14 protein-coding genes are annotated in these 14026 nt (G+C 63.8%); 11 read left to right on the top strand and 3 right to left on the bottom strand.

Annotated elements, in window-relative coordinates; all coding sequences use genetic code 11:
* Nucleotides 1-79: 79 nt before the first annotated feature.
* The 4 genes from mgtE (at nucleotide 80) to RAZWK3B_RS09565 (ending at nucleotide 3177) form a co-directional block, all read left to right on the top strand.
* The gene (mgtE, locus tag RAZWK3B_RS09580) at nucleotides 80-1471 is read left to right on the top strand and encodes a magnesium transporter (protein ID WP_007814531.1); all 1392 of its coding nucleotides are present in this window, start codon (nucleotides 80-82) and stop codon (nucleotides 1469-1471) included.
* Entirely contained in the window at nucleotides 1468-2034 is a 567-nt protein-coding gene (locus RAZWK3B_RS09575; RefSeq protein WP_007814529.1) for a 5-formyltetrahydrofolate cyclo-ligase, read from the top strand. The genes mgtE and RAZWK3B_RS09575 overlap by 4 nt, the downstream gene beginning before the upstream one ends.
* Before the next feature lie 95 nt (nucleotides 2035-2129).
* Nucleotides 2130-2429: a hypothetical protein gene (locus RAZWK3B_RS21630; protein WP_007814527.1), complete on the top strand. Its 300-nt coding sequence runs from the start codon at nucleotides 2130-2132 to the stop codon at nucleotides 2427-2429.
* Nucleotides 2404-3177, top strand: coding sequence for a hypothetical protein (locus tag RAZWK3B_RS09565; protein WP_007814525.1), 774 nt, complete (start codon nucleotides 2404-2406; stop codon nucleotides 3175-3177). The genes RAZWK3B_RS21630 and RAZWK3B_RS09565 overlap by 26 nt, the downstream gene beginning before the upstream one ends.
* Before the next feature lie 176 nt (nucleotides 3178-3353).
* On the opposite strand, the gene RAZWK3B_RS09560 is transcribed toward RAZWK3B_RS09565, so the two are convergent.
* Nucleotides 3354-4037, bottom strand: coding sequence for an IS6 family transposase (locus RAZWK3B_RS09560; protein WP_007811879.1), 684 nt, complete (start codon nucleotides 4035-4037; stop codon nucleotides 3354-3356).
* Between the two features lie 87 nt (nucleotides 4038-4124).
* On the opposite strand from RAZWK3B_RS09560, the gene RAZWK3B_RS21625 reads away from it, so the two are divergent.
* The 5 genes from RAZWK3B_RS21625 to RAZWK3B_RS09535 all read left to right on the top strand — a co-directional run bounded on the left by RAZWK3B_RS21625 (nucleotide 4125) and on the right by RAZWK3B_RS09535 (nucleotide 9168).
* Entirely contained in the window at nucleotides 4125-4547 is a 423-nt protein-coding gene (locus RAZWK3B_RS21625) for a hypothetical protein (RefSeq protein ID WP_007814523.1), read from the top strand.
* A gap of 87 nt (nucleotides 4548-4634) precedes the next feature.
* Entirely contained in the window at nucleotides 4635-5534 is a 900-nt protein-coding gene (locus RAZWK3B_RS09550) for an HNH endonuclease (protein WP_232279503.1), read from the top strand.
* Between the two features lie 96 nt (nucleotides 5535-5630).
* Entirely contained in the window at nucleotides 5631-6443 is an 813-nt protein-coding gene (locus tag RAZWK3B_RS09545; RefSeq protein ID WP_007814519.1) for a TIGR00282 family metallophosphoesterase, read from the top strand.
* Nucleotides 6440-7390 (top strand): DMT family transporter, encoded by a 951-nt coding sequence (locus tag RAZWK3B_RS09540; protein ID WP_007814518.1) that lies wholly within the window; start codon nucleotides 6440-6442, stop codon nucleotides 7388-7390. Before RAZWK3B_RS09545 ends, RAZWK3B_RS09540 begins: the two co-directional genes overlap by 4 nt.
* Nucleotides 7390-9168 carry an SLC13 family permease gene (locus RAZWK3B_RS09535; RefSeq protein WP_007814515.1) on the top strand — a complete coding sequence of 593 codons (1779 nt, stop codon included), beginning with the start codon at nucleotides 7390-7392 and terminating at the stop codon, nucleotides 9166-9168. Before RAZWK3B_RS09540 ends, RAZWK3B_RS09535 begins: the two co-directional genes overlap by 1 nt.
* 9 nt (nucleotides 9169-9177) lie before the next feature.
* Here RAZWK3B_RS09535 and RAZWK3B_RS09530 read toward each other — a convergent pair whose 3' ends face one another.
* Complete coding sequence (locus RAZWK3B_RS09530) at nucleotides 9178-10959, bottom strand: SLC13 family permease (RefSeq protein ID WP_007814514.1); 1782 nt, start codon at nucleotides 10957-10959, stop codon at nucleotides 9178-9180.
* Between the two features lie 124 nt (nucleotides 10960-11083).
* On the opposite strand from RAZWK3B_RS09530, the gene RAZWK3B_RS09525 reads away from it, so the two are divergent.
* Nucleotides 11084-11833 (top strand): YebC/PmpR family DNA-binding transcriptional regulator, encoded by a 750-nt coding sequence (locus tag RAZWK3B_RS09525; RefSeq protein ID WP_007814512.1) that lies wholly within the window; start codon nucleotides 11084-11086, stop codon nucleotides 11831-11833.
* 302 nt (nucleotides 11834-12135) lie between these two features.
* The gene (locus RAZWK3B_RS09520) at nucleotides 12136-12729 is read left to right on the top strand and encodes a LysE/ArgO family amino acid transporter (RefSeq protein WP_007814509.1); all 594 of its coding nucleotides are present in this window, start codon (nucleotides 12136-12138) and stop codon (nucleotides 12727-12729) included.
* Between the two features lie 12 nt (nucleotides 12730-12741).
* Here RAZWK3B_RS09520 and RAZWK3B_RS09515 read toward each other — a convergent pair whose 3' ends face one another.
* Nucleotides 12742-13959, bottom strand: a complete 1218-nt coding sequence (locus tag RAZWK3B_RS09515; RefSeq protein ID WP_007814506.1) for a multidrug effflux MFS transporter — start codon at nucleotides 13957-13959, stop codon at nucleotides 12742-12744.
* Between the last annotated feature and the right edge of the window lie 67 nt (nucleotides 13960-14026).

Raw genomic sequence — 14026 nt, 5'->3', positions numbered from 1 at the left:
CGGTAAATCGGGCAATGTGATTGTTTTCCGGGCGCGGCTTGGGTAGGTCTTGCGCCGGGGCGCATCGGCGGAGGGTGTCATGGCGGATGAGGAACAGCTGGCAGAGACCGAGGCCGACCGAGAGGACACCTCTTATGCGCTGAACCCGCAGGCGGTGGCGCGGATCATCTATGCGGTGGATATCGGGGATCGGGCGCTGTTCCTGCAGGAAATGTCGGCGCTGCACCCGGCCGATATCGCGGACCTTCTGGAGCAGATCAACGCCTTTGACCGCCGTCGGCTGATCGAGCTTTATGGCTCGGATTTCGATGGCGATGTGCTGTCGGAGCTGGATGAGGGGCTGCGGCAGGAAGTCATCGGCCTGTTGCCGCCCGACGTGCTGGCCGAGGCGGTGCGGGATCTCGATTCGGATGATGTGGTCGATCTGGTCGAGGATCTGGAGGATCACGAGCAGCAAACCATCCTGAGCGCGCTGGAGGCTGGTGATCGGATCGCGGTGCAGCAATCGCTGACCTATCCGGAATATTCCGCGGGCCGCCTGATGCAGCGCGAGGTGGTGATGGCGCCTGAGCACTGGAATGTGGGCGAGGCGATTGATTACCTGCGCGATCAGGACGATCTGCCGGAGCAATTCTATCACATCGTGCTGGTCGATCCGCGGCTGAGGCCGGTGGGCAATGTGACGCTGGGCAAGCTGATGGCGTCGCGCCGGGAGGTGCTGTTGCGCGATCTGGTGGAGGACACGTTCCATGTGATCCCGGTCACGCAGGCCGAAGCGGACGTGGCCTATGCGTTCAACCAGTATCACCTGATCTCGGCGCCGGTGGTGGATGAGACCGAACGGCTGGTGGGGGTCATCACCATCGATGACGCGATGGCGGTGCTGGACGAGGAGCACGAGGAGGACATCCTGCGCCTTGCCGGTGTGGGCGAGGGCAGTCTGAACGACCGGGTGATCGACACGACGCGGCAGCGGCTGCCGTGGTTGGCGGTCAATCTGGTGACGGCGATCCTTGCCTCGCTGGTCATCGCGCAGTTCGAAGAGGCGATCACGCAGATCGTGGCGCTGGCGGTGCTGATGCCGATCGTGGCGTCGATGGGCGGCAATGCGGGGACGCAGAGCCTGACCGTGGCGGTGCGCGCCATCGCGACGCGCGATTTGACGGGATCGAACGTGTGGCGCTTCATCCGGCGCGAGGTTCTGGTGGGGCTGGTCAACGGGATCATCTTCGCACTCGTGATGGGGATTGTCGGGATCGCGTGGTTCGGCGGGCCGGAACTTGGCTATGTGATCGGGGCGGCGATGGTCATCAACCTTGTGGTGGCCGGGCTTGCCGGCACGGTCATTCCCGTGGCGCTGGAGCGGGTGGGCATCGACCCGGCGCTTGCCTCGGGGGCGTTCGTGACGACGGTGACGGACGTGGTGGGCTTTTTCGCCTTTCTGGGGCTGGCGGCGCTGGTGTTGCTATGAGCGATCTTGCGGATATCAAGGCGGCGGCGCGCAAGGGCGCATTTGCCGCGCGCCGTGCCGCGCATGAAGCGGCGGGACCGGGTGAGGCGGGGCATCTGTCGCAGGTGCTGGCGGGCCATCGCGGCGTGCCGCTGTCGGGCTACATGCCGATCCGCACCGAGATCGACCCGGTCCCGGCGATGGAAGAGGCCGCAGCGCACGGCCCGGTCTGCGTGCCGGTCATTCAGGAGGCAGGCCTGCCGCTGAAATTCTCGCGCTGGGAGCCGGGTTGCCGGCTGAAGGAAGGTCCATTCGGGGCGATGATCCCCGAGGTGGACGATTTCATCGAGCCGGAGATCCTGATCGTGCCGCTGGTGGCCTTCGACCGCAGCGGCGGGCGGCTTGGCTATGGCGGGGGGTTCTATGACCGGACGCTGGAGATGCTGCGCGCCAAGCGGCCTACGCTGGCCATCGGGTTCGCCTATGCCGCACAGCAGGTCGAGGCGTTGCCTCTGGAGCCGACGGATCAGCCGCTCGACATGGTGGTGACCGAGGCCGGGGTGATCGGGTTTGGCGGGGGGTGAGCGGGAGAGGCCGGTTTGCCGGTCCCGCACCCCCTGATCGGATCGCGGCCCGCACCGCGCCGGCAGGAGCCTCCGGCGGGAGTATTTGGGGAACGATGAAAGGGGCGCCGCGCGCGCGTCTTCTGGCCCGAAACATCCCGGGGGATGATCCGGCGCGGCACAAGCCCGAGGACATGCTGATCTCGGCGCTGAGCGCCTGCCACATGCTGTGGTTCCTGCATTTCGCAGCGGATGCCGTGCGGTTTCAGGATCTGTGGAGACGGCACTTGAATGGGGAAGACTTACCTGTCGTAGATGATAAGTTTGTATGGGAAACCATTGGTAGCAATTGGGTCTATGGCAATGCGTCGCTCGGTGGCGGGCGCATTAATGGAGCAGGCGATGGCCTTGAGTAACGTCTTGATGAGGCTTCGGATTTACCTTGGGCTTTTGCTCTTGCCATTCATGGCCATACCACTGTTCGCCTTGGATTTCGCGGAAGGTCAGACCTATTGTGTGGGCGGCGGTTACCCGTCCTGCGCCAGTGTCTGGACGGTGAAGGCCATTGACCCGGACGGGCTGGTTTTTGAAGAAGAGTTCCGGATGACAACTCCACTCAACGTGATGCGCTGGAGGCAAATCAATTGGAATGTTAAACGCGTAAGGTTGACCAGCCGCTATGCTTATGAAGGAGAGTTTTTGTGTGAGCAGGAGGTGCTTTCGTCTTCATTTGAGTATGAAATCATACCCCGGGACCGGGTGGTTTTGGGCAGGGTGATGAAAGTCGATCCGAATGTACCGCAAGATATTATCGACAGTTACTTGAATTGGCGCAAAGGCCAGCAACGCTGCTATCGATTTGGCGAGACCTGTTCGAAGACCTTCAGGGCCACAAAAGGCACCCCACCAACTTACCAGTATACGTTGCGCGAAGCCTTTTTTTACGGCAACCGCGATACTGAAGCGAAACCGTGGCTTGAGAAACCGTCTTATCTTGTTAACCAAAGGCGCGAGGGGGACCGAATGATACGCCTTTTGCCCGATGGTGAGATTGATGCGGAGACTTGGGCAAGCTGGCGTTATGTCTATGAGTATTTATCGTGGAAAAATAAGCACGAGCGTCTACAACGAGGAGCGCACAGTATCAATTATTGCTCTGATTGATATTGACCGAGTTTGCCTGCACATAGGTATAACCGCTGAAATCGTGATAAAGTTGTGCGCCATTTCATTTGCGCGAGAGGAATTCAATAGCTCGTTTTCTGAATTCAGAGGGGCAACGGATCCGGCTCTGTCGCAAATTTTTCTGATGGCTGCAAACAGGCTTCCAGCGGACATGATTATGCTGCCAGCTCCGCAAAGATCTGGAACGCCGAAGCGCCGTTGGCCGCGATTTGACCCTTGCGGATCATGTGAACGGCCTCGATGCCAGCAATGGTTGCGGCGGCCGAGTGGAACGCCTTGAAGCCCATCATCGGGGCGGTGATCCGCTTGATGAAGCGATGGTCCTGCTCAAGAATATTGTTCAAGTATTTGACCTGTCGGATCTCGACCGTGCGGCCTTTGCCGGTGAATTTCAGGATCACGTTTACCGCCTGCAGGCCGGCCAGGTTTGCGCCGCTCTTGTCGATAACGACCCTGTCGGGAACGCCGTTGATGCCGATCGCCCGATTGAAGAAGCGCCGTGCGGCAGCCAGGTCCCGGCGCTCGGACAGCATAAAATCAAGCGTTTGACCATCGCGGTCCACGGCACGGTAGAGGTAAGTCCAGCGCCCTTTCACCTTGATGTAGGTCTCATCAATTCGCCAGGATTTGGCTGTCTTGCGCTTTCTCGCCTGGGCCCGATCGGCAATGAGTGGCGCGAATTTCACCACCCATCGGTTAAGCGTGGCGTGGTCAACCGCGACGCCGCGCTCCGCAAGGATCTCTTCAAGGTCCCGGTAGGAGACTGCGTAACGAACATAGAAGAACACCGCATGCAGGATCACTGACTTCGGATAATCCACGCCCTTGAAATCGATCACGTCAACCGCCTTTTACCAACTCACTGACAATGCTCACATATTCGGGGATACCAAGGAACCCAAAACTTTGCGACAATACCCTCCGTCGTGACGCTTGGCCTGGCCGACGCCCAGACCGGGATTGGGGACATCTTCCGGGACGGTGCGAATGGCGGCGAGGGATCGCTCGGCCATGTCATGCTGCACGGTTTGGCAGGCTGTGTTGCCGCAGAGGCCCAAGGGGCTGACTGCGGGGCAGGGGCCGCTGGCGGGATTGCACAGGCGGTCTATGCCGGCGGGCTGGAAGGGAACACTCTCACGGATGAGCAACAGCAGCAGCGCGCCGAGATGATCGGGGCGGCCGCGGGCCGGTTTCTGAGCGCCACGCTGCGGCCAAGGATCACCGTGCCCGCGGGCACCGATCTGGCCGCCGCCGACGCGTTGCATGGGCGGGTGCATGATGTGTGCTTCATCGCCCGGTCGGTGGCTTTTCCGGTCGCTGTCGCCGCGCGCTATCGCATCGCGCCGTGAACGGGGGGCGGACGGGGCGCGCATCATAAAAGGCTTGCAAATTGGTGATTTACCGTCTTGCCTGAAGGGATGGTGAAGCTGGTTCTCATGCACAAAGCGGACTCGATCTATGATGACGAGCCGGACAAGGTGTACGATTTTCCGCGCAGTTATCTGAAAGCGGTGAGCGAGGCCGTGGACGATTGGATTATCTATTACGAGCCAGTCAAAGCCGGTCGGAGAGGCTATTTCGCCGTCGCCAAAATTGGCGAAGTGATTGCCAAGCCCGGGGTCGAAGGGCGCTATCTTGCTCTCATCGAGCCGGGAACGTACCTTCCTTTCGACAGGTCCGTTCCAAGGCTGCAAGGGGGTAGTCCGCTGGAGACGGCATTGGCCGAGCCGGATGGATCACCCAAAAAGGGCGGCGCGGTGCAGCTGGCTGTGCGTCGTTTGCCGGAGAGGGATTTTGCCCGCATTCTGGATATCGGCTTGCCGGAGGATCTGGAACAGATCGAGGCGACGCAATACGATCCGCACCCTTCTGATATGCAGGATCAAGCGGCCGTGTTTCGCCGGCCCGTTCTGGAGCGACTGACGCGCAGGCCATATCGCGATGTCGCCTTTCGCAGAAAGGTGCGCGAAGCCTATGGGTATCGCTGTGCGATTTCGGGACTGTATCTGAGAAATGGTGGCGGTCGCCCCGAAGTGCAGGCGGCGCATATCAAGCCGGTAGAGCATCAGGGAAGCGACTCGGTCAGGAACGGGCTGGCATTGTCTGGAACCCTTCACTGGATGTTTGACAGGGGATTGATCTCGGTCGCTGAGGACATGAGCATTCTTGTTTCGCGCAACAAGGTACCGAATGATGCGGTGGATCGGCTGATCTTGCCGGATGGCAAATTGCGCTTGCCTGAGGATGCGCGAAGCTGGCCGCATCCCGAGAACCTGCGCTGGCATCGTGAAAACATCTTTGGCCAGTACGAGCCTGAGACAGGTCCGCTTATCTGATGCGTCCGGTGCTTGAGCGTGTTCGGGGTTTCGGTGGATTGCGTCAGCGCAACAGCGCCCTTGCGCCGGAGGCGCGCGGGGCCTAACACCGCTGTCATGAAAATTCTTTTTCTCGGAGATGTTGTCGGCCGGGCGGGGCGCGCCGCCGTGGCGGATGTTTTGCCCAGGCTGCGACAGGAGTGGCGGCTGGATTTCGTCGTGGTCAATGGTGAGAATGCGTCGGGGGGGATGGGCCTGACGGGCGATCACGCCCGCGCGCTGCTGCAGGCCGGGGCCGATTGCATCACGCTTGGAGATCATGCCTTCGATCAGAAGGACATGCTGCAATTCATCGAAACCGAGCCGCGCGTGCTGCGCCCGCTGAACTATGCCAAGGATGCGCCGGGGCGCGGGCAGGGGGTGTTCAGCGACGCGCGCGGGCGCAAGGTGCTGGTCTGTCAGGCCTTGGGGCAGGTCTTCATGAAGCGGTGTTTCGACGATCCGTTCTCGGCGGTGGATGCGGTGCTGCGCGCGCATCCGCCGGGCGGTGCCGTGCAGGCGTCTTTGGTCGATATCCATTGCGAGGCCACGTCCGAGAAGATGGGTATGGGTCATTTCTGTGACGGGCGCGCGAGCGTCGTTGTGGGCACGCATACCCATGTGCCCACCGCCGATGCGCAGATCCTGCCCCAAGGCACCGCCTTTCAGAGCGATGCGGGCATGTGCGGCGATTACAATTCGGTGATCGGCATGGAAAAGACCGAGCCGATGCGCCGCTTTGTCAGTGGCATGGCGCGCGGGCGGTTCCAGCCCGCCATGGGCGATGTGACGCTGTCGGGGCTGTATGTCGAGACGGATGATCGCACCGGCAAGGCCACCCGCGTCGCCATGGTGCGGCAGGGCGGACGGCTGGAGCAGACGGGGCCGTGACATCGCGGCTGGGGTTGCTGGCGGTGCTGACCGTGGTCGGCGCGGGCTGGGGCCTGACCACGCCCTTGTCGAAGATCGCCGTCAGTGAAGGCTATATGCCGTTCGGGTTGATCTTCTGGCAATTGGTGATCGCGGGCCTTTTGTTGTCGGCGTTCAATGCGTGGCGCGGGCGCGGCCTGCCAAGGGCCAGGGGCGATCTGCGGTTTTTCCTGGTGATCGCGCTGACCGGGACGGTGATCCCCAATTCGGCGTCGTTCGCGGCGGCGGTGCATCTGCCTGCGGGGGTGATCGCGATCCTGATCTCGACCGTGCCGATGTTCGCCTTTCCCATCGCGATCGGCCTGCGCATCGACCGGTTCGGCCTCATGCGGCTTGGCGGTCTGATGGCGGGGCTGGCGGGGGTCGTGCTGATGGTGGCGCCCCGGGCCAGCCTGCCGGATCCGGCGATGATCGCCTTTGTGCCGCTGGCGTTGGTGGCGCCGTTTTTCTATGCGGTGGAGGGCAATATCGTGTCGAAATGGGGCACGCGCGGCATGGATGCGATCCAAGTGTTGTCGGGCGCGTCGCTGCTGGGGGCGATGATCGCGCTGCCGCTGGCGCTGGTCACCGGGCAATGGATCAGCCCTCTGCCGCCCTGGGGGGCGCCGGATGCGGCGCTCTTGGCCAGTTCGATCATTCATGCGGTGGTCTATGCCAGCTATGTCTGGCTGGTGGGGCAGGCGGGCGCGGTGTTTGCCGCGCAGGTGGCCTATCTGGTGACGGCTTTTGGTGTCACCTGGTCCATGGCGCTGCTTGGAGAAAGCTATTCGAGCTATGTCTGGGCGGCGTTCGGCGTGCTGATGGCGGGGATGTTTCTGGTGCAACCGCGCCCCGCCATGCGCCTTGCCGCGGTTCGCGCATTGCGAGAAGATGGCCGCGATACAGGTAAAGGTGGCGGGCCGGTATGATGGACATGATCGCGACATCACAGACAGGGCAGGCCGTTATCACCCTTGCGGTGGTCGGTGTGATGTTCGCGCTGTTCATCCGCGAGATTTTCCCCACCGAGGTTGTGGCCATCGGCGGTGCGGCGCTGCTCTTGGCGCTTGGGGTGTTGCCTTATGAGGCGGGGCTTGCGGTGCTGTCGAACCCCGCGCCCTGGACCATCGCGATGCTGTTTCTGGTGATGGGCGCGCTGGTGCGGACGGGCGCGCTCGATGCGCTGACGACGCTGGCGGACCGGCAGGCGCGGCACCGCCCGAAGCTCGCCATCGTGATGCTGATGGCGTTCGTGATCGTCGGGTCGGCGGTGATGAACAACACGCCTGTGGTGGTGGTGATGATCCCGGTTTTCGTGCAACTGGCGCGGACCTTGGGGATGCCGGCCTCCAAGCTGCTCATTCCGCTCAGCTATGCCGCGATCCTCGGGGGCACGCTGACGCTGATCGGGACATCGACCAACCTGCTGGTGGACGGGGTGGCGCGCACGCATGGCATGGAGCCGTTCTCGATCTTCGAGGTCACGCCGCTGGCGGTGGTTCTGGTGATCTGGGGCATGATCTATTTGCGGGTGATCGGACCGTTGCTGCTGCCGGAGCGGGCGTCGATGGCGGACATGCTGTCGGACCGGTCGCGGATGAAGTTCTTCACCGAGGCGGTGATCCCGCCGGAATCGAACCTCATTGGCCGGGAGGTGACCGGCGTGCAGCTGTTCAAGCGCGAGGGTGTGCGGCTGATCGACGTGATCCGCGGGGATCAGTCGCTCAGGCGCAATCTGAAGGGGGTCGAGTTGCAGGTGGGCGACCGGGTGGTGCTGCGCACGCAGATGACCGAACTGTTGAGCCTGCAGCGCACCAAGAGCCTCAAACGGGTGGATCAGGTCTCGGCGGTGGAGACGACCACGGTCGAGGTGCTGATTACGCCGGGGTGCAAGATGGTGGGCCGGACGCTTGGTGCGCTGCGGCTCAGGCGGCGCTATGGCGTCTATCCGCTGGCGGTGCATCGGCGGAACCAGAATATCGGCCGTCAGCTGGATGATCTGGTGGTGCGGGTGGGCGATACACTGCTGCTCGAAGGGGCGCCCGAGGATATCCAGCGCCTGTCGCGCGAGATGGATCTGGTGGATGTCTCCAAGCCCTCGGCGCGGGCGTTCCGGCGCAGTCATGCGCCGCTGGCGGTGTTGGCGCTGGCGGGGATCGTGGTGCTGTCGGCCCTTGGCGTGGCGCCGATCCTTGCGCTGGCGGTGATCGCGGTGGCGGTGGTGTTGATTACCCGCTGCATCGATGCCGACGAGGCGTTTTCCTTTGTCGATGGGCGGCTGCTGGCGCTGATCTTTGCCATGCTGGCGATTGGCGCCGCGCTCGAGGCGTCGGGGGCGGTGCGGCTGATCGTCGGGGCGATGGCGCCCGGCTTTGAGATGCTGCCCGGCTTTGCGGTGGTCTGGGCGATCTATTTGCTGACATCGGTGCTGACCGAGCTGGTGAGCAACAATGCCGTGGCGGTGGTGGTCACGCCGATCGCTATCGGCCTTGCGGATGCGATGGGGGTCGATGCGCGGCCGCTGGTGGTGGCGGTGATGGTCGCCGCCTCGGCCAGTTTCGCCACCCCTATCGGCTATCAGACCAATACGCTTGTCTATGGGCCCGGCGGCTACAAGTTCACCGATTTCATGCGGGTGGGTATTCCGCTGAACCTGAGCGTGGGCGTGCTGGCGAGTGCGCTTATTCCGGTGATCTGGCCGTTGTGACGCGGGCTGTCAGAGCGGCCAGACCCACAGGATCATCGGCACCGAGACCGCGATCACGATGATCTCGAGCGGCAGGCCCATGCGCCAGTAATCGCCGAAGCGATAGCCGCCGGGCCCGATGATCAGCGTGTTGTTCTTGTGGCCGATGGGTGTGAGGAACGCCGAAGACGCGCCGATTGCCACCGCCATCAGGAACGGATCGGGCGCCACGTCGAGGCGTCTTGCTATCTCGATGCCGACGGGGGCGGCGACGATCGCGGTGGCGGTGTTGTTGAGCACGTCCGACAGCGTCATCGTCACCGCCATGAGCACCGCCAGAATGGCCCAGACCGGCAGCGCGCCGGTCAGATCGACAAGCTGCGAGGCCAGAAGCTGGGTGCCGCCGCTGTCATTGAGCGCGTCGCCCAAGGGGATCAGCGAGCCGAGCAGGACCACGACGGGCCATTCGATCTCGTCATAAAGATCGCGCAGGGGCACGATGCCGCTGAGCACATAACCCACCACCACGATCCCCAGCCCGATGGAGAGCGGGATCACACCGGCGGTGGCCGCCGCCACGGCGGCGGCAAAGAGGCCAATGGCGAGCCAGGTCTTGTTCTCCTGGGTGACCGACAGGCCGGATTCGGCCAGCGGCAGGCATCCCAGCCAGCGGATCACCTGCGGGCCGGTATCGGCCGGGGTGAGCAGCAGCAGGATATCGCCCGGCAGGATCGTCGCACGGCGCAGGTTCTCGGTGATGCGGCGCCCCTCGCGGGAGATGCCGACGATCACCGAGCGTTGCCGCCAGTGCAGGCCGATCGCCTGTGCGCTGGTATCGACGATGCGGGCGTCGCGCGGCACGACGGCTTGGGTCAGGGTCAGGCCCTCGGCCTCGTCCTCGATCACGGCGCGGCGGTCGGAATCGGTATAGGCCAGCCCGAGCGCAGAGCGGAATGCGTCGAGGGCATCGGGATGCGCCTCGAGGATCAGGATGTCATCGGCCCTGAGCCGGGTGGTGCGGGAGCTGCCGTAGCGGCGGGTGCCGTCGCGGATCAGCCCGAGCACGGAGACATTGCTTTCGGTCGCGGTCCCGTCGAGATCGGAGAGGGGGCGGTCGATCATGTCGTTGTCTTCGGGCACGGAAAGCTCGGCGAGAAAAGCGGCGGTGTCCTCGAGCGCCTCGGTCGGGTCCTTTTCGGTGGCGCGCTTGGGAATGAAGCGAGAGCCGACCAAAGTGACGAAAGCCATGCCCGCAAGGGCGGTGACGGCGCCTACGGGCGTGAAGTCGAACATCTCGAAAGGTTCGCCAAGCTGGTCCTGACGGATCGAGGCGATGATGATGTTGGGCGGGGTGCCGATCAGCGTGACCATGCCGCCCAGAATGGTGGCGAAGCTGAGCGGCATCAGCGACAGGGCCGGGGAGCGTTTGGCCCGGTGGGCGGCCTGCATGTCGACGGGCATGAGCAGCGCCAGCGCCGCCACGTTGTTGATGAAGCCCGAGAGCACCGCGCCGATCCCGCCCATCAGCGCCACATGGCTGCGCAGGCTGCGGCCGCGCTGCATCAGCTTGCGGGTGATGAGCTGCACGGCGCCGGCATTGACCAGCCCGGACGAGACCACCAGCACCAGCGCCACGATGATCGTGGCGGGATGGCCGAAGCCTGCAAAGGCGTCATCGGGCTGCACCACCCCCAGCACCACCGCCGCCAAGAGCGCGCAGAAGGCCACAAGGTCATAGCGGTAGCGCCCCCAGATCAGCAGGGCGAAGACTGCCCCGAAGAGGGCGAAAAGAATGATCTGATCCTGACTCATACCGGGCTCCCTTTACCGATCCTTAGCCAAACGCATCCGGACGAGCGGTGCAAGCGGGTTGCGATAGGGGGGCGGGCTGTCCTATATCGGGCCGCATCAACCTTGAGTCCGATCGGAGACACGCATGGCCGGCCATTCAAAATGGGCAAACATCCAGCATCGCAAAGGGCGTCAGGACGCCGCGCGGTCGAAGTTGTTTTCCAAGCTTTCCAAGGAAATCACCGTCGCGGCCAAGATGGGCGACCCGGACCCCGAGAAGAACCCCCGCCTGCGCATGGCGGTGAAGGAAGCCAAGGCGGTGTCGGTGCCCAAGGATGTGATCGAACGCGCGATCAAGAAATCGCAGGCGGGCGAGGGCGATGATTACGAGGAAATCCGCTATGAGGGCTATGGTCCGGGGGGCGTGGCGGTGATCGTCGAGGCGATGACCGACAACCGCAATCGCACCGCGTCGAATGTGCGTTCGACCTTCACCAAGCATGGCGGCAATCTGGGCGAGACCGGAAGCGTGGCCTTCATGTTCGAGCGCAAGGGCGAGATCAGCTATCCCGCCGAGGCGGGCGATGCGGACACGGTGATGATGGCCGCGATCGAGGCCGGGGCCGAAGATGTCGAGTCGAGCGAGGAGGGCCATACCGTCTGGTGCGCGGATACGGATCTCAATGACGTCTCGACCGCGCTTGAGGCGGAGTTGGGCGAAAGCGCCTCGACCCGGCTGGCATGGCGCCCGGCGACCACCACCGAGCTGGACCTTGAGGGGATGCAGAAGCTGATGAAGCTGGTGGATGCGCTCGAGGATGACGACGACGTGCAGCGGGTGACCACGAATTTCGAAGCCTCCGACGAGGTGATGGCACAGCTGGCCGCCGAATAGGCGCGCCGGGCGTCTGGCGGTCTTCGGGTGGGGGTGGACCAAGGCTTTTCGAAAAGCCTTGGTCAAGCGCCTTCGAAGGCGCTTGGCGCGCTGCGGGGTGACGGTGCGTTGAGGCGGGCCTGAGAACGATCCGCGGATGGCCGGCCGGACGGTTGGGGGCGGTTGCGGGCGATAATATCACTTTTGGGTGACAGGATCAGACGGCGTCCGCGCCGGAGCCCGTCGCATGCGGGTGCCGACTTGTCCTTGGAGCCGCATCATGCTTTGGCTGGCGCGCGCAATGGTCGATGGGAATATGGTGCATGCAGGCGTCTTTGGCGGGTTTTGCCCTCGGGTTTTCTCTTATTCTGGCGATCGGCGCGCAGAATGCCTTCGTGCTGCGGCAGGGGCTGCGGCGCGCGCATGTGCTGGCGGTGTGCCTGACTTGTGCGCTGTCGGATGCGGTGCTGATCGTGGCCGGTGTGGCCGGGTTCGGCGCGCTGGCCGAGGCGGTGCCGGGGCTGGAGCGGATCATGCGCTTTGGCGGGGCGGTGTTCCTGATCTGGTACGGGGCGCGCAATTTCCTGTCGGCCTGGCGCGGCGGTGAGGTGCTTGAGGCGGGCGAGGGGGCGGGGCGGCTTGGCGCGGCACTTCTGACCTGTCTGGCGCTGACATGGCTCAACCCGCATGTCTATCTGGATACGGTGGTTCTGCTGGGGTCGGTGAGCGCGCAATATGACGACAAGATTGCCTTTGGCGCAGGCGCGGTGCTGGCGAGTTTCGTGTTCTTCTTCGGGTTGGGCTATGGCGCACGGATGCTTGCGCCCTTGTTCCGGAGGCCCTCGAGCTGGCGGGTGCTGGATGCGCTGGTGGGGCTGGTGATGTGGGGGATCGCAGCCAAGTTGTTGATGATGTGAGGCGCGGCTGGGTCAGGACCGGATGAGCTGACGCTCGCGCCAGACGACCACGGCGATGGCGGCAATGGCGGCCAGTGCCGTGCCAAGCATGATCCACAGGAGCGGAAACGCCCCGCTTCCGGGCTTGAGCAGGATGCCGGCCAGCGCCGATAGGGCCGCGCCGCCGCCGATCATCAGCGCCCCGGCAAGCCCGCTGGCGGTGCCCGCGAGATGCGGGCGCACCGACAAGGCGCCTGCGGTTGCATTGGGGATCACCATGCCGTTGCCGAGCCCCATCAGCGTCATCAGGCCGAAAAAGCTCACGGGGCTGCCTTGGCCTGCGTAGAACAGCGAGAGATTGGCGGCGATGCCCCCGGCATTGATAAGCGTGCCCCATAGCACCATGCGGTTCACGCCGATGCGCACCGAAAACCGCCCCGAGACGAAATTGCCGAGCATGTAGCCGATCGCGGGCGCGCCGAAATAGAGGCCGAGCTTGGCCGGGGGCAGTCCGAACACCTGATCGCCCACAAAGGGCGCACCGCCCAGATAGGCGAAGAATGCGCCCGACGAGAGCGCCGAGGCCAGCGCATAGCCCCAGAAGCGCGGCGAGGACAAAAGCTCGGGATAGTCGGCGATCTGTGCACGCAGCGTCTGGCCGGTCAGCGGCGCGGTTTCGCCCAGATCACGCCAGCTGAGCCACATGACCGCGGCGCCAAGAATGAAGAGCGCCCAGAAATTGGCCTGCCAGCCATAAAGCTGATCCAGCACGCCGCCGATGGCCGGGCCGATCATCGGCACGATGGCCATGCCCATGGTGACATAGCCGATCATGCTGGCAGCCTGATCCTGCGGAACCATGTCGCGCACGATCGCCCGGCTGAGCACCATCGCCACCACCACCGTGGCCTGCATCATGCGGAAGGTGAGGAACACGTAGGCGTTGGTGGACAGGATGCATCCGAGCGTCGCCAGAAGGAAGATCGCCAGCCCGCCGAGGATCACCGGGCGGCGGCCCAGCCGGTCCGAGATCGGGCCCATCAGCACCTGCAGGACCGCGTTCACCGCAAGATAGAGCGCGACCGACAGCTGCATCAGCCGGTATTCCGTGTCGAAATAGGCGGTCATACCGGGCAGGGAGGGCAGGAAGATGTTCATCGCCAGCGCCGAAATGCCTGCCAGCAGGATCAGTGTGAGGATATGCGGCGGCGAGGCGCGGTCCAGAAAACGGGAGGCGGGCAGATCGGTCATGGATCACGGTTAGGCCCGCGCGGCGCGCTTGTCCACGCACATCGCCCTGTTGCGGGATGCACAGAAG

The sequence above is a fragment of the Roseobacter sp. AzwK-3b genome (assembly GCF_000170875.1).
Taxonomy (GTDB): Bacteria; Pseudomonadota; Alphaproteobacteria; order Rhodobacterales; family Rhodobacteraceae; genus Roseovarius; species Roseovarius litoreus.
Note: the sequence above shows the minus strand (reverse complement) of the source record. Positions and strands in the feature narration are given on the sequence as shown.